The sequence below is a fragment of the Phycisphaerales bacterium genome (assembly GCA_040221175.1).
In the GTDB taxonomy this organism is placed as follows: Bacteria; Planctomycetota; Phycisphaerae; order Phycisphaerales; family UBA1924; genus JAHCJI01.
Genome location: JAVJVK010000004.1, coordinates 388,547 through 413,307, shown reverse-complemented (window position 1 = coordinate 413,307; position 24,761 = coordinate 388,547). Strand labels below are relative to the sequence as shown.

The 24,761-nt window shown below is 64.9% G+C and carries 25 protein-coding genes and 1 tRNA gene; 13 read left to right on the top strand and 13 right to left on the bottom strand.

The window, feature by feature from the left end; translation table 11 throughout:
- Positions 1–43 precede the first annotated feature (43 nt).
- Genes RIE32_03970 through RIE32_03960 form a run of 3 tightly spaced genes read right to left on the bottom strand, consistent with a single transcriptional unit; the run spans position 44 to position 2,389 of the window.
- Complete coding sequence (locus RIE32_03970) at positions 44–1,933, bottom strand: AAA family ATPase (GenBank protein ID MEQ9095400.1); 1,890 nt, start codon at positions 1,931–1,933, stop codon at positions 44–46.
- A 20-nt stretch (positions 1,934–1,953) separates the two neighbouring features.
- On the bottom strand, positions 1,954–2,187 hold the full coding sequence (locus RIE32_03965) for a helix-turn-helix domain-containing protein (protein MEQ9095399.1): 234 nt from the start codon (positions 2,185–2,187) through the stop codon (positions 1,954–1,956).
- On the bottom strand, positions 2,180–2,389 hold the full coding sequence (locus tag RIE32_03960; GenBank protein MEQ9095398.1) for a hypothetical protein: 210 nt from the start codon (positions 2,387–2,389) through the stop codon (positions 2,180–2,182). Before RIE32_03960 ends, RIE32_03965 begins: the two co-directional genes overlap by 8 nt.
- A 514-nt stretch (positions 2,390–2,903) precedes the next feature.
- On the opposite strand from RIE32_03960, the gene RIE32_03955 reads away from it, so the two are divergent.
- Positions 2,904–4,343, top strand: a complete 1,440-nt coding sequence (locus tag RIE32_03955; GenBank protein MEQ9095397.1) for an immunoglobulin domain-containing protein — start codon at positions 2,904–2,906, stop codon at positions 4,341–4,343.
- 209 nt (positions 4,344–4,552) lie between these two features.
- On the opposite strand, the gene RIE32_03950 is transcribed toward RIE32_03955, so the two are convergent.
- Together RIE32_03950 and RIE32_03945 are read right to left on the bottom strand one after the other, a co-directional pair.
- A complete protein-coding gene (locus RIE32_03950) occupies positions 4,553–5,464 on the bottom strand; it encodes a P63C domain-containing protein (GenBank protein MEQ9095396.1) in 912 nt (303 codons plus the stop codon).
- 435 nt (positions 5,465–5,899) lie between these two features.
- Positions 5,900–6,091 carry a hypothetical protein gene (locus RIE32_03945; protein ID MEQ9095395.1) on the bottom strand — a complete coding sequence of 64 codons (192 nt, stop codon included), beginning with the start codon at positions 6,089–6,091 and terminating at the stop codon, positions 5,900–5,902.
- Positions 6,092–6,540: 449 nt separating this feature from the next.
- Between RIE32_03945 and RIE32_03940 the strand changes: the two genes are divergently transcribed.
- The 3 genes from RIE32_03940 (at position 6,541) to RIE32_03930 (ending at position 8,092) form a co-directional block, all read left to right on the top strand.
- Positions 6,541–6,622 (top strand) — tRNA-Ala (locus RIE32_03940).
- Between the two features lie 327 nt (positions 6,623–6,949).
- Entirely contained in the window at positions 6,950–7,447 is a 498-nt protein-coding gene (locus tag RIE32_03935; protein MEQ9095394.1) for a YHS domain-containing (seleno)protein, read from the top strand.
- A gap of 36 nt (positions 7,448–7,483) precedes the next feature.
- A complete protein-coding gene (locus tag RIE32_03930; GenBank protein ID MEQ9095393.1) occupies positions 7,484–8,092 on the top strand; it encodes a uracil-DNA glycosylase family protein in 609 nt (202 codons plus the stop codon).
- A gap of 6 nt (positions 8,093–8,098) precedes the next feature.
- Here the strand turns inward: RIE32_03930 and RIE32_03925 are convergent, their stop codons facing one another.
- Complete coding sequence (locus RIE32_03925) at positions 8,099–9,817, bottom strand: ATPase, T2SS/T4P/T4SS family (GenBank protein MEQ9095392.1); 1,719 nt, start codon at positions 9,815–9,817, stop codon at positions 8,099–8,101.
- Positions 9,818–9,968: 151 nt separating this feature from the next.
- On the opposite strand from RIE32_03925, the gene RIE32_03920 reads away from it, so the two are divergent.
- Together RIE32_03920 and RIE32_03915 are read left to right on the top strand one after the other, a co-directional pair.
- Positions 9,969–10,721, top strand: coding sequence for a 6-phosphogluconolactonase (locus RIE32_03920; GenBank protein ID MEQ9095391.1), 753 nt, complete (start codon positions 9,969–9,971; stop codon positions 10,719–10,721).
- 4 nt (positions 10,722–10,725) lie between these two features.
- On the top strand, positions 10,726–11,469 hold the full coding sequence (locus RIE32_03915; protein MEQ9095390.1) for an RluA family pseudouridine synthase: 744 nt from the start codon (positions 10,726–10,728) through the stop codon (positions 11,467–11,469).
- Here the strand turns inward: RIE32_03915 and hemW are convergent.
- A complete protein-coding gene (hemW, locus tag RIE32_03910; protein ID MEQ9095389.1) occupies positions 11,466–12,665 on the bottom strand; it encodes a radical SAM family heme chaperone HemW in 1,200 nt (399 codons plus the stop codon). The genes RIE32_03915 and hemW overlap by 4 nt on opposite strands.
- A 117-nt stretch (positions 12,666–12,782) precedes the next feature.
- Between hemW and RIE32_03905 the strand changes: the two genes are divergently transcribed.
- Positions 12,783–13,262, top strand: a complete 480-nt coding sequence (locus RIE32_03905; protein MEQ9095388.1) for an FHA domain-containing protein — start codon at positions 12,783–12,785, stop codon at positions 13,260–13,262.
- A 9-nt stretch (positions 13,263–13,271) separates the two neighbouring features.
- Here the strand turns inward: RIE32_03905 and RIE32_03900 are convergent, their stop codons facing one another.
- Positions 13,272–13,448: a hypothetical protein gene (locus tag RIE32_03900; protein MEQ9095387.1), complete on the bottom strand. Its 177-nt coding sequence runs from the start codon at positions 13,446–13,448 to the stop codon at positions 13,272–13,274.
- A gap of 101 nt (positions 13,449–13,549) precedes the next feature.
- Here RIE32_03900 and RIE32_03895 point away from each other — a divergent pair, with 101 nt between their 5' ends.
- The 3 genes from RIE32_03895 to RIE32_03885 all read left to right on the top strand — a co-directional run bounded on the left by RIE32_03895 (position 13,550) and on the right by RIE32_03885 (position 16,501).
- Positions 13,550–14,953: an adenylosuccinate synthase gene (locus RIE32_03895; protein ID MEQ9095386.1), complete on the top strand. Its 1,404-nt coding sequence runs from the start codon at positions 13,550–13,552 to the stop codon at positions 14,951–14,953.
- Positions 14,950–15,732, top strand: coding sequence for an isoprenyl transferase (locus tag RIE32_03890; protein MEQ9095385.1), 783 nt, complete (start codon positions 14,950–14,952; stop codon positions 15,730–15,732). Before RIE32_03895 ends, RIE32_03890 begins: the two co-directional genes overlap by 4 nt.
- A gap of 151 nt (positions 15,733–15,883) precedes the next feature.
- Positions 15,884–16,501: a sulfotransferase domain-containing protein gene (locus RIE32_03885; protein MEQ9095384.1), complete on the top strand. Its 618-nt coding sequence runs from the start codon at positions 15,884–15,886 to the stop codon at positions 16,499–16,501.
- Positions 16,502–16,519: 18 nt separating this feature from the next.
- Here RIE32_03885 and RIE32_03880 read toward each other — a convergent pair whose 3' ends face one another.
- Positions 16,520–17,362, bottom strand: a complete 843-nt coding sequence (locus tag RIE32_03880; GenBank protein MEQ9095383.1) for a sulfotransferase domain-containing protein — start codon at positions 17,360–17,362, stop codon at positions 16,520–16,522.
- Between the two features lie 116 nt (positions 17,363–17,478).
- On the opposite strand from RIE32_03880, the gene RIE32_03875 reads away from it, so the two are divergent.
- The gene (locus tag RIE32_03875; protein MEQ9095382.1) at positions 17,479–18,846 is read left to right on the top strand and encodes a complex I subunit 1 family protein; all 1,368 of its coding nucleotides are present in this window, start codon (positions 17,479–17,481) and stop codon (positions 18,844–18,846) included.
- A 34-nt stretch (positions 18,847–18,880) separates the two neighbouring features.
- Entirely contained in the window at positions 18,881–19,459 is a 579-nt protein-coding gene (locus RIE32_03870) for a PH domain-containing protein (protein ID MEQ9095381.1), read from the top strand.
- A 93-nt stretch (positions 19,460–19,552) separates the two neighbouring features.
- Here RIE32_03870 and RIE32_03865 read toward each other — a convergent pair whose 3' ends face one another.
- The 4 genes from RIE32_03865 to RIE32_03850 all read right to left on the bottom strand — a co-directional run bounded on the left by RIE32_03865 (position 19,553) and on the right by RIE32_03850 (position 23,895).
- Positions 19,553–20,170: a PEP-CTERM sorting domain-containing protein gene (locus tag RIE32_03865; protein MEQ9095380.1), complete on the bottom strand. Its 618-nt coding sequence runs from the start codon at positions 20,168–20,170 to the stop codon at positions 19,553–19,555.
- A gap of 225 nt (positions 20,171–20,395) precedes the next feature.
- Positions 20,396–21,760 (bottom strand): acetyl-CoA carboxylase biotin carboxylase subunit, encoded by a 1,365-nt coding sequence (accC, locus tag RIE32_03860; protein MEQ9095379.1) that lies wholly within the window; start codon positions 21,758–21,760, stop codon positions 20,396–20,398.
- Positions 21,761–21,763: 3 nt separating this feature from the next.
- The gene (accB, locus tag RIE32_03855; protein MEQ9095378.1) at positions 21,764–22,225 is read right to left on the bottom strand and encodes an acetyl-CoA carboxylase biotin carboxyl carrier protein; all 462 of its coding nucleotides are present in this window, start codon (positions 22,223–22,225) and stop codon (positions 21,764–21,766) included.
- Between the two features lie 137 nt (positions 22,226–22,362).
- The gene (locus RIE32_03850) at positions 22,363–23,895 is read right to left on the bottom strand and encodes a YifB family Mg chelatase-like AAA ATPase (GenBank protein ID MEQ9095377.1); all 1,533 of its coding nucleotides are present in this window, start codon (positions 23,893–23,895) and stop codon (positions 22,363–22,365) included.
- A gap of 216 nt (positions 23,896–24,111) precedes the next feature.
- Between RIE32_03850 and RIE32_03845 the strand changes: the two genes are divergently transcribed.
- On the top strand, positions 24,112–24,696 hold the full coding sequence (locus RIE32_03845; GenBank protein ID MEQ9095376.1) for a PEP-CTERM sorting domain-containing protein: 585 nt from the start codon (positions 24,112–24,114) through the stop codon (positions 24,694–24,696).
- Positions 24,697–24,761: the final 65 nt, after the last annotated feature.

The following is a 24,761-nucleotide window of genomic DNA, read 5'->3' as shown; positions in this document are numbered from 1 at the left end:
CAATACTTCGGATGATGCAAGTGTATTTACGATTGGTTTCGTTTCAGCCGCTATGGGTCTCTGGCGATTGAATCGAATCCGGGGGCCGCGTGTAGGTGTAGGGCGAGCCCTTCACGCCCTTGCCGCTCTGTACCCACCGGCCGGCTTCGTGCCCAGCTTTCAGCGCCCCGCGCAGTTGGGTCTTGCCCGGCTTCCACTCTGTCGGCCATGCCGTCGCCACATCGTCGGCGGTCATGCCTTCCCCGTGTGCCGGCAGCAGTTCGGCGATGGTGTCGGCAACTTCGGCAGCACGCACGCCCGTGGGCTCGCCCAGCATGATGTACCCGGCCTCTCCTAACTCGATCACCAATTCGGCGGGGGTGCCTTCGTAGCGTCCGGTTGCCACCAACTTGCGCCGGCGGTCGCTGGCGTCGTCTCTCTGGTAGGTTTGCAGTTCCACAAGAATGTCGGCGAACCCCGGCAGCGCTCCACTACCCCGGCTCGCTTGGAAGTTGTCGCCCTCGCCCTTGCGGGGATGATGGCACAGCAGCACCGCAGCGCCGGCTTGCGTCAGGTCTCGCAGCAGGGCGAGCGCTTCCTGTACCTGTGCGGCGTCGTTCTCGTTGTCCACGGGCCAAAGTCCCGCCAGCGTGTCGAACACCACCAGGGCCACGCCCTCGCGTCGGATGGTCTCGGCGAGTGTTTCGATCCACGCTTCCCACTGTTGTCGGCTGGGCTTGGCGAAGCTCTCACGCTGGGCAATGCGCACGTCGGCAGGAAGGGGCAGGGCGTCACGCCGGTGCCTCCACAGCGAAAGCGGTTCCTCGCTCACGATCAGCGCGGGGCCGTCGATGGGTGTGTCCACCAGCCCCTCACCCCGGTATAGGTCGCGTAGCAGGTGACTCAACAGCGTGGTCTTGCCGCCCTTCCAGCGGCCGGTCAGCAGCGTCACGCTTCCTCGGGCGATGTACCCCGGCCACAGCCAATCGGTGGGCTCGGAAGGGCCAATGTCGGCCACGGAAACGAATCGTAATTCGTTTCGATCGCCCCGAACCCTTAGCGGTTGAATCGAATCCGCAACGGGCTGGGCCGCATTCGCCAATGCCTCGACTTCCGCGCGGACGGTTTCACCGTCACCGCCGCGATGGTCCAACAGGTCCGCCAGATCACCGCCTTCGGGCATCCCTGCCCACAAGTCCACCAACCGAACCACTCGCACCGACTTCGCGCCCGTAGCCGTCACCAGCCGTACCACGTCGTCGGCGTACCCCTCGCCCGCGTCGTCGTGGTCGGGCAGGATCACCACGTCACGCCCGGCCATCGGGCACCAGTCCGCCTTGCTTGCCGACTTCGAGCCGTGCGGGCTCGTCGTCGCCGTCAGCCCTACCGCCTGGGCAGCGTCTGCCGCCTTCTCACCCTCGCACACCCACACCCGATCCGACGCCGGCGCGGCCAGCAGGTCGGGCAGGGCGTACAGGGGTCGGGGGGCGGCCATTCCACCGATGCGCCAGCGTCCATCGTCGCTGCGCGATACTGGCCGCACGTCCTTACCCGTGGTTGTGTTCCACCGCACCACCAGCCCCACAGACTCGCCCCCCGCGTCCGTGTACGTCCAGATCGCCGAGCGTCGGCCGTGCTGGCGTTCCAGCGCACGCACCGCATCGTCGGCCGTGGGGAACGTGCCGGCCTTCGTGGTCGATTCCTGCCGGCGCTTCGGGGTTGACCGTCCGGTGGGTCGATCGGTGTTAGACGCGAATAGATCGGCGGCCCGCAGCCCGATGGCATGACACACACCGTCGGTCGGGCAGCCCGCGTGGCAATGCACCAACGCCCGTCCGTCGTCGCCGGCTTTGATCGACAGGGAAGGGTTGGTGTCATCGTGGGCTGGGCATGTGCATGACCAGCCATCGCCGGACTCGCGGGGCTTGTGGCCGTGTGCTTTCAGTGCTGCCAAGACTCGTTGTACCGGGCCGCTCACGATCGCACCCCCTTGCGAAGGTCTGCAAGGATTCGACCACCATCGCCAGGCTCGGTCGGGCAACCGGCGGCGAGCCATGCGTTGAGGGCGGTGATCGGGAAGCGTCGCGATCGGCCGATCTTGACCGATGGCAGCGCGTTGCACGAGACGTGGCGTGCAATCGTGCGTGGCGGCAGACCAAGGAACGCGCTGGCTTGCTTGGTCGTGAGCAGGGCGGGAGACTCAGGCATCACTTCGCCCTCCCCGGCTGTCCTTGATCCGGCGCAGTTCCTCGGCCAGGGCCTCCACGTCCTTTGCGTCGTACACCCGGGCGATGCCGGCGCGGCCGACGTGCTGGATGTTGCGAGTGCGAATCAGGTACTCGATGCGATGGACGGGCACGTCGAGCTGGCGGGCGATCTGGCCAACGGTGGGGAGTCGATCCTTCGACATAGGTGATTAGTCCTTATCAATAAGACTGTCGGCGCACGAAAAAACGCCCGGTGTGGGCGTTGAACGGTGGTTGGATTGGGCTCAGGTGGCCAGCGTGGCGGTCCACGCGTTCGACGGTTGTCAGGTCAGAATCTGGTCAGCCCGTTGCGTGGGATGCGTCACGCATCATCAGGGCGAGCCGGCATTTGGTGTGTTTGGTCTTTGAGCGGTATGATGTACGGCGTACTCCGTCACCACTCCTAGTTAGCAAAATGCTGCCTGCTGGATGTGCTGTGCGGCGTACCCCATCATCACTTCTAGTTAGAGTTGGCAAACGATGGACGTTATCGGGCCTTGCCACTCCGCTCTGCTGGCACAGCCGCGTCCCTTGACCCCTACCTTTTTCTGCTGGGGGTTCTACGGGTGGAGGTGTCGAGTGAGAGTGTTGAAGTGGTGCTTGGCGGTGGTTGTTGGCTCTCACGCCCTTTGCCCGACCGTGGTGTCGGGGCAGGATTGTGATGGAGCGTGGCTTCGTATGGACTTCCGTGAAGGGCCCTTTGGTCCTGTCTTCACGATTTCAGATGCGCCTGCTGCTGTCACCGACGATCAGCCTGTCGCTCATTTGGTCGGCGGAGCTTTCGGTACCCTCGGGGGTTCAGTTTTTGCTGGATCAATGGCGTATTGGAGGGGATTTGAGTGGAGTGCCGTTCCTGGTCCCGGCAGTGAGGTGATTGATGCTCTGTCCGAGCCTGACGGCACGCTATGGGCGACTGTGGGTGAACTTCGGCGGCTACTCCCTGGCAGCATTTGGATCAACCCTGGGCTACAAGGGCGCGTAAACGCGTTGACTTTTGATTCCGGTGGCCGAGTCGTGGCCGGGGGTGAGACTCTTCGCTCGGGCGATGATCGCTTCGACGGCGTGGCCGTAAGAGTTGACTCAACCTGGAGTCCTTTGGGTGATGGTGTTTCAGGCGCAGTCCACTCGATGGTGGTCGATGACTCTGGCAGTCTCTATGTTGCTGGAGAGTTCGAGTTCGCAGGCGGTGTGACCGTCAACAATGTTGCGAAGTGGGATGGCACCGAATGGCATCCGCTCGGGCTCGGCACAAGCGGCCCCGTCTACGCGATGTCGCTGGCCTCTGATGGCAGCCTCGTCGTTGGCGGTGATTTCAGGTTTAGTGGGCTTGCCGAATCGAACAACATCGCCCTATGGGACGGCGAGGCATGGCAGAGACTCGGCGATGGCACCGATGGCGTGGTTCGCGCGGTGTTACCGACAACAGACGGAGCAATCGTCGCGGGAGGCAATTTCACACGGGCTGGCGGTCGATCGGCCTCGAACATCGCCAGATGGAGTGATTCCACCTGGCAGGCCCTCGGCCAAGGTACTAGCGGCTCAGTTAGTACGTTTCATGACGAAGGTGTCTATGCATTGTACGAGACTGTGCTCGGTGAGGTCATGGTTGGGGGCAACTTCGCCAGAGCCGGTTCGTTCGACACCCGCTTCGTTGCACGATGGACGACCAATGGCGTGCCTTGGATCGCTCGTCAGCCCAGCAGTCAGCGAATCGTCTGCGGCCAGCCGACACAACTAGAGGTGTTACTCGCCGAAGGCTACGGCGGCCAGTATCAGTGGGAAAAGGACGGAGTGGCGCTCAGCAATGGTGTTCAGTCCACGGGCGCCATTGTGCAGGGCGCTGATACGGCTTCGCTGTCGCTACTCGATGCAACCATTGCCGATGCTGGGATCTACTCCGTGGTGATTTCAAACGCCTGTGGTCTCGTTGTGAGTCGTGAAGTGGAAGTCACCGCCCGGACGGATCTTGATGGTGACTTTCGCCTGACGATCTTCGACTTTTTGCTGTTCGGATCGTGGTTTGATAGTGGCATCATGGAAGCGGACTTTGATGGTGATGGGAGACTAACCGTCTTCGATTTCCTTGCGTTCCAAAGCGATTTTGATAGCGGCTGTTAGTCTGACTCAACCACGCAAGCTAGCGCGTTCGATGATCCATCACGGGGCCCCGTTACCGACGGGCCGATGATCGTCTCACACACCAGACTGCGGAATCAGACAGCCTCCATACCGATGGCTCGGGAGGTTTGTGTAGTTGGGGGCAGGCTGGCGAGTGAGCTGGCCAGGAAGCTGCCTCGTTCAGCGTTCGAGGGTGTGGCAGCGGCCGTTCAGTCGTCATCCGGTTGACCATCAAACAGTGGCATCTTTGGTTGCTTCGGCGTGGTCTTGTCGATCAGCTTCTTGAATTCATCCCATCCGAGGCCAAGGGCTTTGGCTGACTTGAGGGAAGCGACAAGACCAATCAGGTGCTCCCGCAGTTTCGGGTGCCCCATGTCGGGCGTGAGAAACTGGTGGTGCTTGTGCTTCCGTCGCCCGTCGGGTTGAGAAGGGTTTTTGGAGCGAAGCTCATCAAGCACGCCCGGAGCCAGCCGTTCGTAGACCAGATCGTTGGTGATTTTGCCGAAGTACGCGGGTCGGCTGTACGCGCGTTCCAGCGGCTCTCCACGGATCTCACAGATCAGTTCGTAGAATTCAAGCGGGAACGTCGGAATCCACTTTTGCAGCTCCCTTGCCACAAATGCTTCAAGAATCTTGGCAAGAGCATCTTGTGCACGTTCACGCTGGTAACCGGTAGCCTCATCAACGAGCGCAACCGTTCCAACCTCGGCAAGTGCACGCATCAGGATGTCGGCCTTCACGGCAACAGCCTGCTGTGTCTTGTTGCCTTCCAGCACTCCGGCATCGCGTGCGCGAAGCCAAACCTCGCAGATCTTGGGGATGATCTTTGCATCCAGGCCCTTTTGGCGAGACGCGCTGCCGGGTTGCCTGAACCAGATCGGCCTACGCAGGATCTGTTCCAACTCATCGTCAACGAACGGCTGGATGTTCTTGTTCGCGACGAACAGCGGTAGCGACTGACCTCCGTCAGGGTCGCGTGCACGCACATGCACGGCACCACTTCGATACAGGCCCAAGGCATTTACCATGCCGGTCTCAGAGAGCACCCGTGTGCCATCTTCGAGAACAGCACACGTAATTGGCGGGTCGGCGATCTTGAGTTCTCCGGTGTGAGTGGCCATCACCACTTTTGTCCCTGCTTCCTTGGCCCACCTTGCCTCAGCTGCCCTCCTAGCAACCTCAGACCTCTCTGACTTGGTCATCTTCTCGGCCCTTGCTTTGCCGCCCTTGGATCGCCACAAGTTGTCGCCAGGGCCCTGACCACTGCTCTTGTCATCCGACATGCATGCACCTCACATTCCTGCTTGCTGTAGCAAGTATATGCGTGCAGTTGTAAGCAGACAAGGCTTGTGCACGCTCGGGCAAAAAAGTCCTATAACCATCAACGCAACTGGGCGGTGCGATCCGACAGCCACCGCTGCCACCTGACGCTCAAGATCACACTTTGGTTTCCGCTCCGGTTCCGAGAGCCGTTCCCGGTGACGGCTCTGATCGAGATTTGGGAGGTTCACGTGGCCTCGGCGGGCGGACAGACTACTCACCCTTCATTGGACTCCTCAAAGCGAACCGATATCCGGGAGGGCTTGCTGCTGGGCCTCCAAGAACGCCAGCACGTCATCCAGCCTGAACCAGACCCGACGGCCCACTCGCACGCTTCTGAGCCCCAGCTTGCGGTACCTGTAGATCGACGCTCTGGGGTGGGCGATGTCGTGCAGCCGCAGGAAGTCGATCAGATCGTCAAAGCCCATGAGGAACGGACAGGGGCGTGCTTGGCCATCCTGGCTCACGATGAAGACGGGTGGCCATCCGCTCGGCCAAGGGTGGTCCATTCTGGTCGTCACTCTGGTTCTCCAGTAAAGGTACAAGCACCCGCCCAGTTTCAGTTGGGATGAATGCCGCGATTTTGTTGAGCGATGCTGTGGGGTCTAGTTTCTGAATGGGTCGGCGTGGGGAGCCCCCCGTACCGGCCCCTTTGCAGGGGAGGCATCGGACCCGATTTCGGTGGACGGCGTGCCACTGAAACCCTCACGCCTTGCTCGCCTCGACCATCGCTACAACCGCCCGGCGGATCGGCTCGGGCAGGTCGGGCCATGCTTCCAACAGCACCGCCAACCGTGGGTCGGCAGGGTCCGATTGGGGGCCATTCTGGCCGTAACTGCTGGGGCTTGCGCGGGGGTCGTCGGGCGTAGGCTCGCAAGTGTCGGTAGAATCAGGAGTTACGGCGGGGGGTTGCCAGCTTTGCAAGCTGGAAGTTGGGCGTTCGAGTCGCCTCCGCTCCATTGCCCGGGCCGACGAGTCACCCGAAGAGGCCGCCGCGCACCGTTGTCAAGGGCCATCTCCAAAAACTGAACTCGCGGGGAAGAAGCCCTCGACTGCCAGGGTTGATCGTCCCACGATGCCCATGCAACACGCCATCCAGCACTCGCCTCGATGCGACCGAAGGGACGCAATGCAGGCCGAGTTGAACGGCACGGGCCTCTCCCTCTTCTAGCGATCTCCAGGTTCTGATGCGCCCACGGTGCGCGCACGCAACTTTCAGTCTCTATCTGAACATGAACCACCAGCGGCATCCGCCTCAATCGGCGTGTGATGCCAGGAGATCGCACATGAATCACTCGTTTGCAATCCTCACCCTCGTGCTCGCCGGCGCCGCCCTCATCGCGGGCGTTGGGCTCGCCGACCAGTCTGCCGCAACCGGCCAGGACGTGACACCGCCCCGCTCGCCCGCTCACACCACGCCGCTGGGCGTGAGCGGCTACAGCCCGGTCTCGTACCTCACCCGAGGACGAGCCGAGCCGGGATCGCCCCTGCACAAGGCGGTCTACGAGGGCGTGACCTACTTCATGACCGATGCTGGCCAGGTCAAGGCCTTCAAGGTCGACCCCGAGCGATACCTCCCCGCATACGGCGGCTTCTGTGCCTTCGGCTGCTCGGTCGATTCCGACTTCGTGCCCGATCCCACCAGCTTCGAGGTGATCGACGGACGCACGCACCTCTTTCTCAAGAACGAGGAAGTCGACGCCCGTGCGCTGTGGCACGACGCAGACGAGCGCGAAGTCCGCTCGAAGGCCGACGCGTATTGGGAGCGCAAGCAGGCCAAGTAGGTGATTCGCACCCGTCCCACCCGTGCGAAAGCGCGGATGGGGCTTTCTTTGGATCTGGAGTCGCCCATGCGTCTCGATGTGCTGATACGCGAAGTTCGGGCCTGTACGCTTTGTGCCGAACACCTGCCGCTGGGGCCGAGACCCCTCCTTCAGGCAAGCGCGAACGCGCGGGTACTGTTGATCGGACAGGCGCCCGGTTCGGTTGCCCACGCCAGCGGCACCCCTTGGAGCGATCGGAGCGGCCAGCGCCTTCGCGAGTGGCTGGGCGTGAGCGAGCAAGTGTTCTACGACGCCAACAGGTTCGCCATCCTGCCCATGGGCTTCTGCTATCCGGGAGCCGGTTCTGGCGGAGACCTGCCCCCTCGCCCCGAGTGCGCGCCAGCATGGCACGGCAAGCTGCGCACGAGCCTGCAACACATTGAACTCACGGTGCTCATCGGCCGGTACGCCTTCGGATACGAACTCGGCGATCGCTACGACAATCTCACCCAGGCCGTCCAATCATCCGCGGACTTGCTTCCCGAGAAGATCGTGCTGCCGCATCCGTCGCCACGCAACAACCGATGGCTGGCACGCAATCCCTGGTTCATCAAAGACGTCGTACCCGCCCTGCAAGCGAGGGTCGCAGCGATCTTGAATAGCTGACGGCGATCACTCCTCGCCCGCCACCTGATCGACCTCTTCAAGGCTCGTCACGCCCTGCGCCGCCAGTCGCAGGCCGAAGCTGCGCAGCGTGGTGAACAGGTCGGCCTCGATCACCTTCTTGATCGCCTGGATCGAGGGCTCGCGCAGCACGATGTCACGCAGCGCATCATTGAATTCGAGAAGCTCGAAGATCGCCCGCCGCCCGACGAAGCCCGTTCGCAAGCATCGCGCGCAACCCGTGGGCGTATAGACGTGGTTAGCCTTGCTCGACGAGCCCGAGTGCTTGCTGAGCGTGGCTCCGAGCTTGCTCGCCTGACCCGGGCTCAGCGGCACCTCGCGCCGGCAGTTCGTGCACAGCACGCGCACAAGCCGCTGGGCCAGCACCAGGTCAAGCGCGTTGGCGACCAGGTAGGGCTCAACCCCCAGATCCAGCAGCCGGAAGATCGCCGCCACCGTGTCCTTAGCGTGTACGGTCGAGAAAACAAGATGCCCGGTCATCGCCGCCTGCATGGCCGTCCGCGCCGTCTCCTCGTCGCGGATCTCGCCCACCAGGATCACGTCGGGGTCCTGCCGCAGCACGCTGCGCAGCAATCCGCTGAAGCCCAGTCCCTGCTTGTCGTCCACGGGAATCTGCGTGACGCCCGACAGCTTGTACTCCACTGGGTCTTCGATGGTGATGACGTTCTTGCGCTCGCGGTCGATCTCGCGCACGCAGTTGTGCAGCGTGGTCGTCTTGCCGCTGCCCGTGGGGCCGCACACAAGCAGCATGCCAGCGTCCTTGCCGACCACCTTGCGGATGCGCGGCTGCATGTACGGCGCCAGCCCCAGGCTGTCGATCGAGTGCGGCACGCCCCGACCATCGAGTACGCGCATCACCAGCTTCTGCCCGCCCACGGCCGGCGTGAAGCTCACGCGATACTCCACCCGCCGGTCGCCGCCGCCCTCGCCCAGACCTTCGAAGATCGCCGACATGGTGCCGTCGTGGATGGCCTGCTTGCCCGAGACCTCGAGCTCGCACGCGGTCTTGATCAGGTTGCACGCCAGCACGCCCGCGCTGCTGGGCAACTCGGCCAGGGGCACCATCTGCCCGTCCACGCGCAGCCGCGCCTGGTACGTCTCGCCGCGAGGCTCCAAATGAATGTCCGTCGCCCGGCTCTTGTCGGCGCTGGACAACAGCAGTCGGACGGCCACCGGCCCGGGGCTCTCGCCCTTCAAGGCTCCGGTCCGCTCCCCCGACGCATTCAGGATCACCACGTCCTCGATGACTTCTCCGGCCGGCGGCAGGCTCTCGATCGTCCGGCGGATCTCCCTGGCCCAGGTTGCCTTGGCGGCGGACGTCGAACTCCCGCGCTTCTTGCGGCTGGTCCGGGTCGCCGTGGCCGTGGCCGAGTCGCCGCTGCCGCCTTCTTCCTCGGCGCCGCCGGCAACCAGTTCGACCACGAACTCGTGCCCGCCAACCCGCAACACATCGCCCTCATCCAGGTACGACTGCTGGACCTTGACCTCGTTGACGCGGGTGCCGTTGCGAGAGTCCAGATCGACCACCAGGTAGCGGCCCGTCACGTCCGTCCGAACGGCACAGTGGTGCCGGCTGGCCTTTTCGTCGGCCAGCCGAACCGTGTTGGATGGATGCCGGCCGATGGTGATCTCCCGGCCATCCAGCGTGTGGGTTCGGCCCTGCCAGCCCTGGGGCCGCAGGACGAGTCTTGGGGTGTCCGATGCCATGATGCGGTGCTGCTCCTCGTGCCGGCGGCGTGGTTCGAGCCGCCGTGCCCTCCCCGAGGGCCCGGTCTCCTACCAGTCTACAACCAACAGGTTGCGTGCGTGACCCGGGCCCAGGTGTGGCTTTATGGGTCTTGGTAGGCGACAATGCCCCGTGGAACTCCCGCCCATCGAACTCGAGAAGGACCCAACGCCGCCCGCGCTGCGCGACTCGGTCGCCTTCGAAGCCTCGGTTGAAGACGCTCTGGCCGCCATCGCGAGCGATATGACCCTGCAGGCCACCGCCTGCGTCAGGGAGTTCGGGAGCTTCCATCTGGCGGTTTCGGGTGGCAGCACCCTCAAGTTGCTCGAACGACTGTGCAGGGAGCTCATGACCGACCCGGCCTACCGCGCCCTGCCCTGGCGCGATACACACCTTTGGACTATCGACGAACAGCCGGTGGCCCACGATCATCCGCAGAGCGTCTACGGCCTGCTGCGAGACCTCATCATCGGCCACTCGGGCATTCCAAGGGATCAGGTGCACGGCATCTCCGCATTCCGCCCCGCAGCCGACGCCGAGTACGAGCGCGAGCTCCAGAAGCACCTGGGCGCCCGGCCCTCGGGGCACGACCGGCTGGACATGGCCGTCCTTGGGCTCGGGCCCGATGGCATCGCCGGGCGCCTGGATTCCCGCCACGCCCGCCGCGAAGACCGCCTGGCCGTGCGTCTTCCCGATGAATCTGTCACCCTGACCGAGCGCATGCTCGCAGGCAGCCGATTCATGGGCGTGCTGGCGGTTGGCAAGCACGTTGCGCCCGCGTTGCAGCAGGTCGCCTCGGGCGAACGCTCGCCCGTGCCCGAATTGCTCGGCGGGCACACACGCTGGTACGTCGATCACGACGCCAACCCGCAGGATCGGTGGTAGGCCCATGAACCTGAGCATCGAGCCCAACGAGCGCGTCACGTTCAAGGTGCGCTACGAAGACGAGCACCTGCTCGTCGTCGACAAGCGCGCCCGCCTGGCCACCGTGCCGGGGAAGGCCCACGCCAGCGATACGCTGCTCAACGGCTTGTTCGCCCAGTACGGCGCCAGGCTCCAGAACGTCGGCCGCTCCCGCGAGTTCGGCATGATGCACCGGCTGGACAAGCCCACGAGCGGCTTGTTGCTGGTGGCCCTCTCGACCGAAAGCTACGACGCGCTGGCCGAACTCTTCCGCAAGCGCGAGCTTGCCAAGTTCTACTACGCCATCACCCGCCGCGCCCCCTCGAAGCTGCCCACCGGCACCATCAACCGCCCCATCCTGGAAGAGCAGAAGGACAAGAAGCTCGCTCGCATCGCAAGCAGCGGCAAGCCCGCCCTGACGGCCTACCGCCTGGTCGAGCAGAACCCCGCCGCCGCGCTGCTCGAATGCCGGGCCATCACCGGCCGCCTGCACCAGGTCCGGGTGCACCTGGCGTCGATCGGCTGCGCCATCCTGGGCGACGACCTGTACGCCAATCCCACCGTGGCCGACGCCGCCAGCCGAATGATGCTGCACGCCCACCGCCTCGCATTCGTGCATCCATTGACCGGCCAGCAGGTCGACGTGCACGCGCCCCTGCCGCGAGACTTCATCGCTACGCTCAAGCGCATCGGCCTCAACAAGCCCGGCGTCGTGCGCGAAGAGGCCTAGAGCAGCGACATCAACTCAGCCGCGATTCCATCGGCGAGCATCATGCCCTGATCGGTCAGCCGCCAGCGATCGCCGTCGATCACCAGATTACCACCATCACGCTGCCGGTGCGCCTCGGCGTGCAGTTTGTCAGGGAGCGATGCCGCGTCGATGCCCTCGCGCAGCCTCAGGCCGGTCATGATCCGCTCGGCCATCGCCCGGCGAGCATCCGGGGCCTCGACGTCGATGGCGGGAGGCAGGCCACGGTCGCCCGGCGCGCCCAGATACGAATCGAGTCGGGGCACGTTCTTCCACCGCCAGCCGGCGACGAGTCCGCTGGCCGATGGCCCCGCCGCGAGCCACTGGTCCTGCCGCCAGTACGCCAGATTGTGCCGGCATTCGGCGTTGGGCCTGGCATAGTTGCTCACCTCGTAGCGGTCGTATCCGTGCGCGCGGAGCGTGTCGAGCGTGAGTTGCAGCATGTCGGCCTCAAGATCTTCGTCAGCCGGCTCGAACTGCCCGCGCTCCATCCGCGCGGTCATCGCGGTGTTGGGCTCGTAGGTCAGCGCATAGCAACTGAGATGTTCCACGCCGAACATGACCGCCTGTGTGAGGTCCGCCTCCCACTCGTCGAGCGTCTGGCCCGGGATGGCGCAGATGAGGTCCACCGATTGGCGCGAAATGCCGGCGCAGCGCGCCAATTCGATCGCGCGGCCCACGTTGGCCGGATCGTGCCAGCGTTCCAGGGTCTTCAGGTGCGCGGGGTTGAAGCTCTGCGCCCCGATGCTGATGCGGTTGACCCCGCCGGCTGCAAGCACCGCCAGCAGTTCGGGCGTGGCCGTCTCGGGATTGCACTCGACCGTGAACTCGGCGTCGGCCAGTTCATAGTGCTCGTGCAGGCACGCCAGAATCTGCCGCCACAGGTCGGGTCGGAGCAACGTGGGGGTGCCGCCGCCAACGAAGATGCTAATGAGCGGGCCGGCGAAAGGGGCGATATGGGCGAGTTCGGCGATCAGGCGGTCAGTAAAGGGGCCCTGCCGATCGCGGGTGTCCACAAGGCTGTAGAAGTCGCAGTAGTGGCACTTGTGGAAGCAGAACGGTACGTGGATGTACAGGGCTTGGACGGGTGCCGACGCCGTCTCATCGGGGTGCAATGATTCCAACGGATGGGTCGCACCCTGGCGTTGCCCGGCGACGGTGATCGGGGTACGGTCCACTTCTGCCACCAGGTGTTGGCCCGGCGTCGGGCCAGACGCAATCGTTCCAGCCCCCAAGCGGGGTCAGTGGGAACAGGCTCGGGCCCGAAGACGTGGCCGCAAGCAGGAGTGTACGCCGTGTCGATCGAACTCGTGCTCGTGACGTCCGATGGTGAGCAACGCCCCTTCGCCGTTTCCCGTGCCCGCATCATCGGCCGCGAGGAGGATTGCGACCTGCGCATCCCCGTGGCCGAGGTCTCCAGGGAGCATTGCCGCGTCGAGCCCAACAGCAATGGCGGGCTCTCGGTCGAGGACCTGGGGTCGAGCAACGGCACGTTCATCAATGGCCTGCAGGTCGAAGAGGCCGAGATGGTGCCCGGCGACGTCATGAAAATCGGGCCGGCGTTCATGGTATTGCGCGTGGATGGCAACCCGGCCAGCATCGACAACGACGCCGCCATCGAGCAGGGCACCCCCAGTGAACTTGAGCAGCCCCGCAGCCAGCCCCAGGCCAGCAAGCAGGTCGGGCAGGGCTCGGTGCTCGATGACGAAGACGAGGATCTGTTCTCGGACTTTGACTTCGACGACGACGACGACGAAGACGCCCCCAAGCTCTGAGCGTGACGCTCACGCGGTCTTGCGTGGGTTGGCGCCGCCCTCTTCCTTCTTCACGGGAACCCGGATCGCGATGCCGCAGGCCTTGCACCGAACGGTCTTGCCGCGCGCGGTGGACGGGACCGCCAGGATCTTGCGGCACGTCAGGTTCGGGCACATGATGCGGATGCCGTCTTTTTTATCTGCCATTGGTGCCCGCCCATCCATATGGTTTGGTTACGGATCCATCGGCCCGTTGGCCGACTCGCTTCAATCGGCGTGATCCGGTGATTTTGCCCGACAGGAGCACCATGCCAGGACAATCCCCTATTGCCTCTGACGTCCAGTCGGGCTCCCAATCCGCCGTGGCCCACGCGCTGTGCCCCACGGGACGGGCGGCGGCAGTGGTGGGGCTGCAGTGGGGTGACGAGGGCAAGGGCAAGTACGTCGACCTGCTGGCCCCGGGCTTCGACGCGGTGGCACGCTACAACGGCGGCGCCAATGCTGGCCACACCATCGTCGTGGGCGGGCAGAAGTACGCGCTGCACCTGGTCCCCTCGGGCATCCTGCATCCGGGTACCAAGGCCGTGATCGGCAACGGCGCCGTCGTCGATCCGCACCAACTGGTCAAGGAACTCGACGCCCTCCAGGCCCGTGGCATCGATACCTCGGCCCTGGTGGTCAGCAGCCGCGCACACGTGGTCATGCCCTACCACAAGGCCATGGATGCGCGCCTGGAAACCGCGATGGAGGAACTGGCACGGGCCGAGGGCGCCAGCACCACCGCCATCGGCACGACCAAGCGTGGCATCGGGCCCACCTATGCCGAGAAGGCCATGCGGATGTCGGCGGTGCGCATGGGCGACGTCATCCGAGGCGGCCCGATCCTGGCCGACCGCGTGAAGCTCGCCACGAGCCTGCACAACCGCGCCAGCGTGGCAGCGGGCGAAGCGCCGATGGATCCCCACGCCATCCTGGCCGAACTGGTTCCCATTGCCGAGCGGCTGCGCCCCAACGTGGCCGACACGACCTACTTGTTGCACGAGACGCTCGGCGCGGGCGGCCGCGTGCTGTTCGAGGGCGGCAACGCCACGCTGCTGGACATCGACCACGGCACGTATCCCTACGTCACCAGCTCGAACTGCTCGGCATTGGGCATCGCGACTGGCAGCGGCGTGCCCGGTCGGATGCTCTCGGGCGTGATCGGCGTGATGAAGGCCTACACCACCCGCGTCGGGCTCGGGCCCATGCCCACCGAGATCGAGGGCGAGCTGGCCCAGACCATCCGCGATCGCGGCGGCGAGTATGGCACCACCACCGGCCGCCCACGCCGCATCGGCTGGCTCGACCTGGTGGCGTTGCGGTACTCGGCCATGGTCAACGGCGTAACGCACGTGGCGATGACCATGCTCGACGTGCTGAGCGGGCTGGACGAGATCAAGGTGTGCACCGCGTACGACGTCGATGGCGTCAAGACCGACCGCTTCTTGCCCGATGCGGCCGACCTGGCGAGGGCCACGCCCTTGTACGAGAATCTGCCCGGCTTCTCGCAGGACGTCAGCGGCTGCCGGAGCGTGTCGGACCTGCCGGCCCAGGCGCAGGCATTGATCGAGCGCGTGGAGACGGCTTTGGGCGTGCCGGTGGCGTTCGTGGGCGTGGGGCCCGACCGCGAGCAGACGATCCTGAACCTCCAGCGGGGCGTACCGCAGGCATGAGCGCGACGGCGACCAAGGCGAGCGAGCACCCGCTGGGCCTGGACCCGGCTCGCGTGCCCAGGCACGTGGCGATCATCATGGACGGCAACGGCCGGTGGGCCCAGGCCCAGGGGCTGCCGCGCATCTGGGGGCACCGCGAGGGAGCCGTCCGCGTGCGAGAGGTCGTCGAGCGTGCGGGCGAGCTTGGCGTGACCCACTTGACGCTGTACGCCTTTTCGAGCGAGAACTGGAAGCGGCCGGCCGACGAGGTGTCCCAGCTCATGCTGCTGTGCGTGGCGTATCTGGACGGCGAGGCGGAGCGGCTGGCCGAGGAGGGCATCCGCCTTCGCGTGATCGGCCGCCGCGCGGGGCTGCCCGACGAGGTGCGATCTGCCATCGAGAAGGTCGAGGCCATCACCGCCGGCGGCACGCGGGCCAACCTGACCCTGGCGCTCAACTACGGCGGCCGCGACGAGATCGTCGACGCCACGCGTGCCATCGCGGCCAAGGCCGCCGCGGGCGAGATTCGCCACCTGGACATCGACCAGGAGACGATCGCCCGGCACCTGTACACGGCCGACCTGCCCGACCCCGACCTGCTCATCCGCACCGCGGGCGAGCGGCGGCTGAGCAACTACCTGCTGTGGCAGGTGAGCTACGCCGAGTTGTACATCAGCGACGCGTCGTGGCCCGAGTTTGGGGCGGACCGATTCGATGAAGCGGTCAGGGACTATGCTGGGCGGGTGCGGAGGTTTGGGAAGACGGATGCGCAGTTGGATTCCGAAATTTCCACTTCGTAGGTCGCGTACTGCTCGTACTGCACCAACGCTGCCGAAGGCGCCCCCTGACGACATCGTCTTCCACATCACGCACTGGAAATCCGGAAGCCAGTGGGTTCGTGGCGTTCTCAACCGACTCGTTTCCGATCGCATCGTCGTTGCGGATGGTGACATGGCGAACGTACGCGACGACGTGCTCCGGCAGGGCGCGGTGTATACGCCGGTATATATGGCCGCACAGTGGTTTGATCAGCAGGTCACGCCCCGCCCCCATCATCGTCACCTGGTCGTCATCCGAGATCTGCGTGATGCCGCCGTCTCGTGGTACTTCAGCATGAAGTACAGCCACGGCGTCATCAATGACGCGGTCGCAGAGAGCCGCAGGACGCTCGACGACTTGAGCATGGAAGAAGGGCTGCTGTTCGTAATTCGCGAGCGCCTGCGTGGCATGGCCGACATCCAGCGGAGTTGGCTGCATAAGCCGGAATGTCGCAAGCTCATCATTCGATACGAAGATCTCGTGGCCGACGAGGTCGGCCAGTTCAATCAAATCTTCGACTTCGCCGGATTCGATTCAGACATTGTTGTGCGGCGGGTGGCGATCGAAGCGGAGAGCTTCCAGGCACGAACGGGTCGGGCACGCGGCGTCGAGAGCGTGCGCGAGCACCATCGCAAGGGTGTAGCCGGGGATTGGCAGAACCACTTCACCGACCGCGTGAAGGACGCCTTCAAGTCGATGTACGGTCAGACGCTCATCGAGACCGGGTACGAGAGCGACCTGAACTGGTAGCGAAGCGGCGTCAGCGGATCAGACGCGAGCTCGCGGCGAATAGCCCGTTGCCCCCATCTGCTCGGCAAAGGCCCGATCGAACTTCTCGTCCAGGCCGGGCTCGAGATCATCGAGCGATTGGCCGCTCTTGCCCTTGTTGAAGAAGTTGAAGCCGGCGTTGAAGTCGGTGATTCGACCGGCCTGGCGCGCCTTGTGCTCCACGTCCCGAAGCTTGGCGATCTTCGTACGCTCGGCTGCTCTGGCGGCGTCTTCCTTTGAGACTTCGAAACCGAGGAACTTGCACATCGCCATGAGTGGCTGGATGGGATCGGACTTCAGATCCTCGTATCGCACAACGTGTACAGGAAAGCTCGCGTTCGTCCACGACTGATAGTGCTCGAACCACGTGCCATAGCCATTTCGGATCCACCGCGGGTCGCCGCCGTGTTCGATAAACTCGCGTGCATACTCCACCGCGGGCGTGTCCGGATCGACCATCAGGTTGTGGTAGTTGGCGCCGCTCAGGAGCACGTCGCGCGGGTTCCGAACGATGAGGATCGCTCTGTCGGTGTACTCCGCAAATGGGTGATCATCGCTCCAGCGATTATGAGACTTCATGTAGACGGTGTCGCCAAACATGCCAGCGGTGGGTTGGTCCTTGACCACGCTCTTGAGCTTGTCGATGACGTCCTGCTTCGACCAGCCATCGTCTCGCATCCGCTCGAGGTAGTAGTAGAGCTCGAATGCGAAGGCATTCATCGCCGTGTCCCAATCAAACTCGTGGTCGACCAGGCAGTTGACGATCAGGAACCGGACCCAGGTATTGCCGGATCTCGGGTAGGAACTGATCCACGTCATGCGGTCATTGCCTTGGGTCGGCATGTTCAGCCTCCGATGCTGTCCTGGACTGCGGCGATGAGGAGAGGTTATGCGAGGCCCCGGATCGGTGGCGACGCCGGGCCAATCCACCGGCGAGATCCCGTCTATCATCGCCTCCCATGACCGACCTGCTCTCCTTCATATCCGCCCAGCTCATCGTCAGCGTCACGGTGTATGCCGTCATGGTCCACGTGCTGCTGGCCGGGGCGGGGTACTTCACGTACGCCGAGCGGAAGATCTCGGCGTACATCCAGGACCGCATCGGGCCCAACCGCACGGGCTTCGATCTGGGGCTGCCGTTCCTGAAGTTCCTTAAGGGGCCCCGGCTGCTGGGGCTGGGCCAGCCGCTGGCCGACGGCATCAAGTTCATGCTGAAGGAGGACTACACGCCCGGCAAGGTGGACAAGGTGCTGTTCACGCTGGCCCCGGGCATCGTGGTAATCCCTGCCCTGATCGGCTTCGCCATCATCCCGTGGGGTGGGCTGTGGGAGTGCCCGAGCTTCACGATTCCCTTCCTGAACCTGCCGGTCGAGGGTGGGGTGGTGCAGATCGCCGCCCTGCCGGTGAACGTGGGGGTGATCTACATGATCGCCATCGCGTCGCTGGGCGTGTACGGCATCACCCTGGGCGGCTGGGCCAGCAACAACAAGTACTCGTTCCTGGGCGGCCTGCGGGCGACGGCCCAGATGCTGGCCTATGAGCTGCCGCTGGGCATCAGCCTTCTGTGCGTGCTGGTGATGGTGGGCAGCCTGCTGCCGATGGACATCATCGCCTACCAGGAAACCAACGGGTGGTTGATCGCCAGCCAGCCCATTGCGGCCCTGATCTTCTTCATCGCCATGCTGGCCGAGTCGAACCGGACCCCGTTTGACAACGCCGAGGCGGAGAGCGAGCTGGTGGGCGGCTACCACACCGAGTACAACTCCATGCGGTTCGCTCTGTTCTTCCTGGCCGAGTACAGCCACGTGGCGGTGAGCGCGGCGTTCTTCGCCCTGTTGTTCCTGGGTGGCTTCACGCTCTCGCCCGTGCCCGGCCTGAGCGATCCCCTGACGGCGACCGGTGCGACGGGTCTGCTGGCGGTGCTGGCCAAGCTGGGCGTGTACTTTGCCAAGGTCGGGGCGCTGGTGTTCCTGATCATGCTGGTGCGGTGGACGGTGCCTCGTCTGCGGTACGACCAGGTCATGAGCTCGGCCTGGCAGGGCATGATCCCGCTCGCGCTGGTGGTGCTGGTGCTGACGTCGGTGGCGGTCTTCTTCGGCATCCCCCAGGGCTTGGCCCACCCGGTTATGATGTTTGGGGGCAACCTGGTGCTGGCCGCGGTGCTGTGGTTCGTGGTGGGTCGCCTGCCGGCGTACAACCCCAATCGCAAGATCCAGATGCTGGGCTCAAGGTTCAACCCGTTGCCCGGTGAGCGAGTCGATCACGCCCCGAGTGATCCGATGGCCCGAGAGGACCGTCCCGTCCAGGGGACCGTGCAGCCAAGCTGAATCGCTCGCTGGGCGGTATGGCCTATGCTCGGGCATGAGCGAGCCATCACGCCGGCACCGGGTCCTTCGCGAGGCCAGCTTCGATCCGAAGCTCTCGAGCTATTACTTGATCAGCGGCGTCATCGTGCTGGTGGTGTGCATCGTCACCATCCCGCTAGCGGTCGTGTACTTCTTCGTCGGGAAGCTCCTGATCGACAAGTACATCGAACGGCTGAGCTGCACCCTGACCGAGCGCACGCTCGAGATCCGCAAGGGCTGGCTCAACCGCGTGGAGAGCACCGTCCCGCTTGAGAAGATCACCGATCTTCAGATGATCCAGGGGCCCATCATGCGAGCCATGGGCTTGCACGGCTTCAAGGTCGAGACAGCGGGCCAGAGTGCGGGGCCGGGGGGGCACCTGGTGAGCCTGATCGGTATCGTCGATGCGCCGGGCTTCCGCGAGGCCGTGCTCGATCAGCGCGATGAGCTTTCGGAGGGGCGCTCGCGGCGATCGAATGCTGATTCTGAGATGCCGGCCGCGACGATGCCCGCCGAGTCGACGGCGGTGCTCACCGACATCCGCGCCTCGCTTCACCGCATCGAGAAGTTGCTGGAGCATCGCGACGACATCTGAGCCGGACGAACGAGTGTGGCGCATGAAAAGGCCCGGCCAGATCGGCCGGGCTTTGCAATTGCCTTGTTGCCGGCGTGATTGCCGGAAGCCGGACTAGCGGCGGCGACGGACGGCAGCGATGCCACCGAGGCCCAGCAGGGCCAGGCTGGCCGGAGCCGGGATGGCGGTGATGGCGACGTCATCGACGTACCAACCCATGCGCTCGACGACGGTGGTCGAGGTGAAGTTGAAGGTGATGTCGACGCTGCTCTGGCCGTCATAGGCGCTCAGGTCGAGGACGACCTCACGCCAGGCTTCGCCCGAGTTGCCGTCGCTCAGGTAGAGCTCGTCGCCGTTGACGATGACCGAAGCCATGTCGAACGCCGAGCTACCGGTCAGGATCCACTCCTGGAAGGAGAGGCTGACGTCGGTCAGGCCGCTGAAGTCGAAGTTCTGGCTGAGCTGCTCGTCGCTGCCGACGCCGTGGAGACCACCGATGACGGTGCCCCAGACGAAGTCACCGCTGAAGCCGCCGGTGGGCTCGGCGCCGCCGGAGCCGCCGAGGCTGGTGCCGGTCACGCCGGTCGGGGAGCCACGCTCCCAGTCGCCGTTGACGCCGCTGGCGGTCCAGCCGCCACCGTCGGCCTCGAAGTCCGAGAAATACACGGTCGACTGGGCGGCGGCCACCGAAGCGGCACCGGCCAGAGCGATCACGGTCATCACGTTGCGCATGTCTTCTACCCTCTTCCTAGGAGTTGTGCGAGCCCGCGATGGCTCGCCCACACGAGGAACAACTTCGGAGCCGGCAGAGCCGGCCCCACACTCGCATTACGGTAACGGGAATGTTCACTCAATGCGAGCTTTTTTTCTAAGAATGGGCGGACTCTTTGGATCTCGGACTGGCCAAGGTCCGTTTTTGCGTTCTGTTTGGATGGTTATGAGACGTGGTCTCGCGCGTCATCCGACAGGGCCGAGGAGATCCTGCTTGAGTGCCCGTTCGAGGTAGTGGATGTCCACGGCCTCGTCCTTGAACGTGCTGTGCTCGAGCAGCCGCAGATGAAGCGGGATGACCGTCTTGATGGGCCCGACCCGGAATTCGCGGAGGGCGCGGGCCATGCGGGTAATGCAGGCGTCGCGGTCGTGCGCGTGCGCGATGAGCTTGCCGACCATCGAGTCGTAGGTGGGGGGAACCATGTATCCCGGCACGACGTGGGTATCCATGCGGATGCCCGGGCCGCCGGGCATTTCCCATGTGTCGACGCGGCCGGGGCTGGGCATGAAGTTCCGCGCCGGATCCTCGGCATTGATGCGGCACTCCATGGCATGGCCGTTGACCGAGATGTCTTTCTGTCGCAGGCCGAGCTTTTCACCCGCGGCGATGAGGATGGAGTTCTTGACGATGTCCACCCCGGTAATCATCTCGGTGACCGGATGCTCGACCTGGACGCGGGTGTTGACCTCGAGCATGTAGAAGTTCTGCTCGTCGTCCATCAGGAACTCGACCGTCGCGGCACCGGCGTATCCGGTGTTGCGGATGAGCTTGGCTGCGTTTTCGCAGACCGAGGCGATCTTCTTGCGATCGACGCCCGGGGCGGGCGCTTCCTCGATGAGCTTCTGGTGGCGTCGCTGCATGGAGCAGTCGCGCTCGAACAGGTGGATCGAATGGCCGTGCTTGTCGCCCAGCACCTGGACCTCGACGTGGCGCGCGTGCTCGAGGAACTTCTCGATAAACACGCTGCCGTCGCCGAATGCGGCCTTGGCTTCCTGCTGGGCCTTCTTGATGTTGGCGCGGAGCGTGGCCTCGTTGTGGCAGACGCGCATGCCGCGCCCGCCGCCGCCGGCGGCGGCCTTGATGATGACCGGGAAGCCGATCTCGCGGGCGATCTCGACGGCCTCGTCTTCTTCCTCGATGGCGCCCTCGGAGCCGGGGAAGATTGGCACCTTGGCGGCCTTGGCGGCGCGCTTGGCCTGGACCTTGTCGCCCAGTTGGCCCATGGCCTCGGGGCTTGGGCCGATGAACTCGATGTTGCAGTCCCGGCAGATCTGGGAGAAGTCGGCACGCTCGGAGAGGAAGCCATAGCCGGGATGGATGGCGTCCGCGTCGCTGACCTCGGCCGCGGCGATGATCCGCGGAATGTTCAGGTAGCTGTCCTTTGAGGGGCCCGCGCCGATGCAGATGGCCCGGTCGGCCAGCCGCAGATAGGGCGCGTCCTTGTCGGCCTGCGAGTACACGCAGACGGCCTCGATGCCCAACTCCCGGCAGGCCCGGATGATGCGCAGGGCGATCTCACCACGATTCGCGATCAGGATTCGCTTGAACATGGGTCAGGCCGGCCTCACCATGAAGAGGGGCTGGCCGAACTCGACGGCGTCGCCATTCTTTACGCACACGCGCTCGATCGTGCCGGCCATCTCGGCCTTGATCTCGTTGAAGACCTTCATGGCTTCGACCAGGCACACCACGCTGTCCGGCGAGATCGAGGCGCCCGAACTGACGAACTCGGGAGAGTCGGGATCGGGCGCCGAGTAGAACGTTCCGACCATGGGCGACTCGATCGCCACCAGCCCATCGTCGGCAGGGGCCGCCGGCTTGGAGGGAGCGCTCTCGCTGGCCTGGGGCTGACTGGGCGGCGCTGCGTACGCCTGCGGCTGGGGCGAGACCTGGAAGGCGCCGCCGGCGCCACGCTTGATGGTGATGGACTGATCCTCGTCGCTCACGTCGACCTCGGTCAGGTCGTGCTCCACCATCAGGTCCACGAGTTGGCGAAGCCGGTCGATATCGATCATGGGCGCACGTCTCCAAATCGGAAGCGAATGGGGCGGCCGACAGCGCGGCCGCAGCCCGAAGCATCAAGGTCCGATGATACCGACCGGCGACCGACTGGGCGCTGCCTGAGGCCAATTCAGGGCGTCTGGAGCCCTCTTCACGCGCGATCGAGCAGGCGATATTGCACGGCCTCGGCCACGTGCTGGACGTCCAGGCCCTCGGCCCCTTCCAAGTCGGCGACGGTTCGGGCGACGCGGCGAACCTTGTCGTACGCTCGGGCCGAGAGGCCCAGTTCAGCGATGGCCTGGCCCAGCAGCGCCCGGGCGGCCTCGCTCATCGGCGCCAGAGAGTCCAACTGCTTGCCCCGCAGTCGTCCGTTGAGCGTGGCTTCGCCTTGCCGTTGGGCCTGCACGCCCCGGGCCTTCAGCACACGGCTGCGCATGGTGGCCGAATCGGTGCTTTCGTTCTTCCCGGTTGCCGAGAGTTCCTTCCAGGGAACGGCTGGCGCTTCGACGTGGATGTCGATGCGATCGAGCAAGGGGCCGCTGATGCGGGCGCGGTATCGCTCGGCGGCCTTCTGGCTCGCGGCGGACTTGCCCGCCGACCCGCCCGGGGCCGGGTTCATAGCAGCGACGAAGAGGAAGTCGGCCGGAAACCGGACCGTGCCGCGGGATCTCGAGATGGTGACCTGGTGGTCTTCCAGAGGCTGGCGGAGCGTTTCGAGGACCGTCCGGGGAAACTCGGGCAGTTCATCCATGAACAGGATGCCATAAGTCGCAAGCGACACCTCGCCGGGCCGGGGGACGACGCCCCCGCCGACGATCGACGCGGCCGAGGCGGTGTGGTGGGGCGTACGGACGGGCCGGCTGGCAACGAGCCCCTGCCCGGGAGGCAACTCTCCGGCGGCCGAGTGGATTCGTGTGATCTCGATTGCCTCGGTGGCGTTCATGGGCGGGAGCACACCCGGCAGGGCGCGGGCCATCATGGTCTTGCCCGTGCCCGCGGGCCCCAGCATGACCACGTTGTGCCCCCCTGCGGCGGCGATGACGATGGCTCGCTTGACGGCTTCCTGGCCGCGAACCTCGCCGAAGTCGATCGGTGCGCGTGCAGCATGGAGCATGGAGTCGAGATCGGGCGGCGACTGCGGCTCGATGTCGAGCACGCCGTTGAGCAAGCCGACAATCTCCGCCAGCGTGCGCACGCCGTAGGTGGTGGGCCCCGCTACGGCCGCTTCGGCGGCGTTCTCGGCTGGCACGATGACGGCGTCGAGTTCCTCCTGTCTGGCGAGATCGGCCATGGCGATGACGCCGCGGATGGGCCTGACGCGGCCGTCCAGCGCGAGTTCGCCAGCGATCATGCAGCGATGCATCCGCGGCGGACTGTCGTCCGGTGCATGGCTTCGCAGGACGCCGGTGGCGTGGAGCAGGGCTACCGCGATGGGCAGGTCGTAGATCGGGCCTTCTTTTCGGACGTGGGCGGGCGCGAGATTAATGACCAGACGCCCGTTCGGGAATTGATAGCCTGAATTTGCCATGGCGGCCCGAACGCGCTCGATGGACTCGCGGATGGCGGCATCGGGCAGCCCCACGATGGTCTCTTTGGCCAGGGCGGCGTCATCGAGGTCGACTTCGACCTCGCATGGCATGGCGTCGACGCCCTGGAGCAGGAATGATCGGGTCTTGGACGGCATCGGGGATGAGCGTAGTCTCGTCGCGGGTGGAGGCAACCGGGCAGAGCCGGCCGATTGCAGGGTTTATACGGGTTATTCGGAACATCCCGATAATGCGAGTTTTTTTGTCAATTTTCCTTGCAATCCAGGAAAAGGGTTGATCGAACGGGCGGTTTTGTGGTATCTTTTGCACAGGAAGAGACATTCTCTGTACTGCAACGTCAGGAGAGACGAGACATGACTGCGACCAAGATTGCCGCCTTCGCGGGCGCTGCTTTGGGTCTGGCCGCCATGGCCAGCGCCACCGTGCAGCCCAACACCTACGACATCCGCGTGAGCAACGTGGTGAGCCCCAGCCAGCCTTCGGCCACGATCGAAGTCTGGGCCGATTGGGACTCGGACCTGTTCTACGCGTTTGCGGCGGCCGAGTGGAACCTGCGCGGCGACGCGACCGGCGCCTTCTCGGGCCCGGCCTCGGCGTTCACCGACCCCGGCCAAGACGACGGCACCATTTCGGGCGGCGACGTGATCGACATCGTCACGGGCCAGCTGCAGTTCCCCGCTGGCAGCATCTTCGCTGATACCAGCGACCCGATCCTGATCTGGACTGGCACCTGGAGCACGACCGACTTCACCACCCGCACCGTCGACCTCTCGACCGAGACCACCCGGTACAGCCTGTACCTGGACGACACCGGTCTGAGCAGCGACGTGACCGCCACGGTCCTCGAGGGCGCCGGGCAGATCGAAGTGATCCCCGCTCCTGCGTCGCTGGCGCTGCTGGGCCTGGGTGGTCTGGCTGCGGTCCGCCGCCGCCGCTGAGCCTGATTGGCTTGGAACTGACCTGACGTGTGCCGTTCGGGGGGTGCCCCGGGCGGCATTTCGCT

Coding starts and splice junctions, on each gene's coding strand:
- accC (MEQ9095379.1), bottom strand. CDS start 21,760: ATGTTCAAGCGAATCCTGATCGCGAATCGTGGTGAGATCGCCCTGCGC.
- RIE32_03875 (MEQ9095382.1), top strand. CDS start 17,479: ATGACCGACCTGCTCTCCTTCATATCCGCCCAGCTCATCGTCAGCGTC.
- RIE32_03935 (MEQ9095394.1), top strand. CDS start 6,950: ATGAATCACTCGTTTGCAATCCTCACCCTCGTGCTCGCCGGCGCCGCC.
- RIE32_03885 (MEQ9095384.1), top strand. CDS start 15,884: ATGGCGAACGTACGCGACGACGTGCTCCGGCAGGGCGCGGTGTATACG.
- RIE32_03845 (MEQ9095376.1), top strand. CDS start 24,112: ATGACTGCGACCAAGATTGCCGCCTTCGCGGGCGCTGCTTTGGGTCTG.
- RIE32_03870 (MEQ9095381.1), top strand. CDS start 18,881: ATGAGCGAGCCATCACGCCGGCACCGGGTCCTTCGCGAGGCCAGCTTC.
- RIE32_03895 (MEQ9095386.1), top strand. CDS start 13,550: ATGCCAGGACAATCCCCTATTGCCTCTGACGTCCAGTCGGGCTCCCAA.
- RIE32_03925 (MEQ9095392.1), bottom strand. CDS start 9,817: ATGGCATCGGACACCCCAAGACTCGTCCTGCGGCCCCAGGGCTGGCAG.
- RIE32_03880 (MEQ9095383.1), bottom strand. CDS start 17,362: ATGCCGACCCAAGGCAATGACCGCATGACGTGGATCAGTTCCTACCCG.
- RIE32_03915 (MEQ9095390.1), top strand. CDS start 10,726: ATGAACCTGAGCATCGAGCCCAACGAGCGCGTCACGTTCAAGGTGCGC.
- RIE32_03865 (MEQ9095380.1), bottom strand. CDS start 20,170: ATGCGCAACGTGATGACCGTGATCGCTCTGGCCGGTGCCGCTTCGGTG.
- RIE32_03950 (MEQ9095396.1), bottom strand. CDS start 5,464: ATGGCCACTCACACCGGAGAACTCAAGATCGCCGACCCGCCAATTACG.
- RIE32_03900 (MEQ9095387.1), bottom strand. CDS start 13,448: ATGGCAGATAAAAAAGACGGCATCCGCATCATGTGCCCGAACCTGACG.
- accB (MEQ9095378.1), bottom strand. CDS start 22,225: ATGATCGATATCGACCGGCTTCGCCAACTCGTGGACCTGATGGTGGAG.
- RIE32_03850 (MEQ9095377.1), bottom strand. CDS start 23,895: ATGCCGTCCAAGACCCGATCATTCCTGCTCCAGGGCGTCGACGCCATG.
- RIE32_03960 (MEQ9095398.1), bottom strand. CDS start 2,389: ATGTCGAAGGATCGACTCCCCACCGTTGGCCAGATCGCCCGCCAGCTC.
- RIE32_03965 (MEQ9095399.1), bottom strand. CDS start 2,187: ATGCCTGAGTCTCCCGCCCTGCTCACGACCAAGCAAGCCAGCGCGTTC.
- RIE32_03930 (MEQ9095393.1), top strand. CDS start 7,484: ATGGGGCTTTCTTTGGATCTGGAGTCGCCCATGCGTCTCGATGTGCTG.
- RIE32_03955 (MEQ9095397.1), top strand. CDS start 2,904: ATGGACTTCCGTGAAGGGCCCTTTGGTCCTGTCTTCACGATTTCAGAT.
- RIE32_03945 (MEQ9095395.1), bottom strand. CDS start 6,091: ATGGGCTTTGACGATCTGATCGACTTCCTGCGGCTGCACGACATCGCC.
- RIE32_03890 (MEQ9095385.1), top strand. CDS start 14,950: ATGAGCGCGACGGCGACCAAGGCGAGCGAGCACCCGCTGGGCCTGGAC.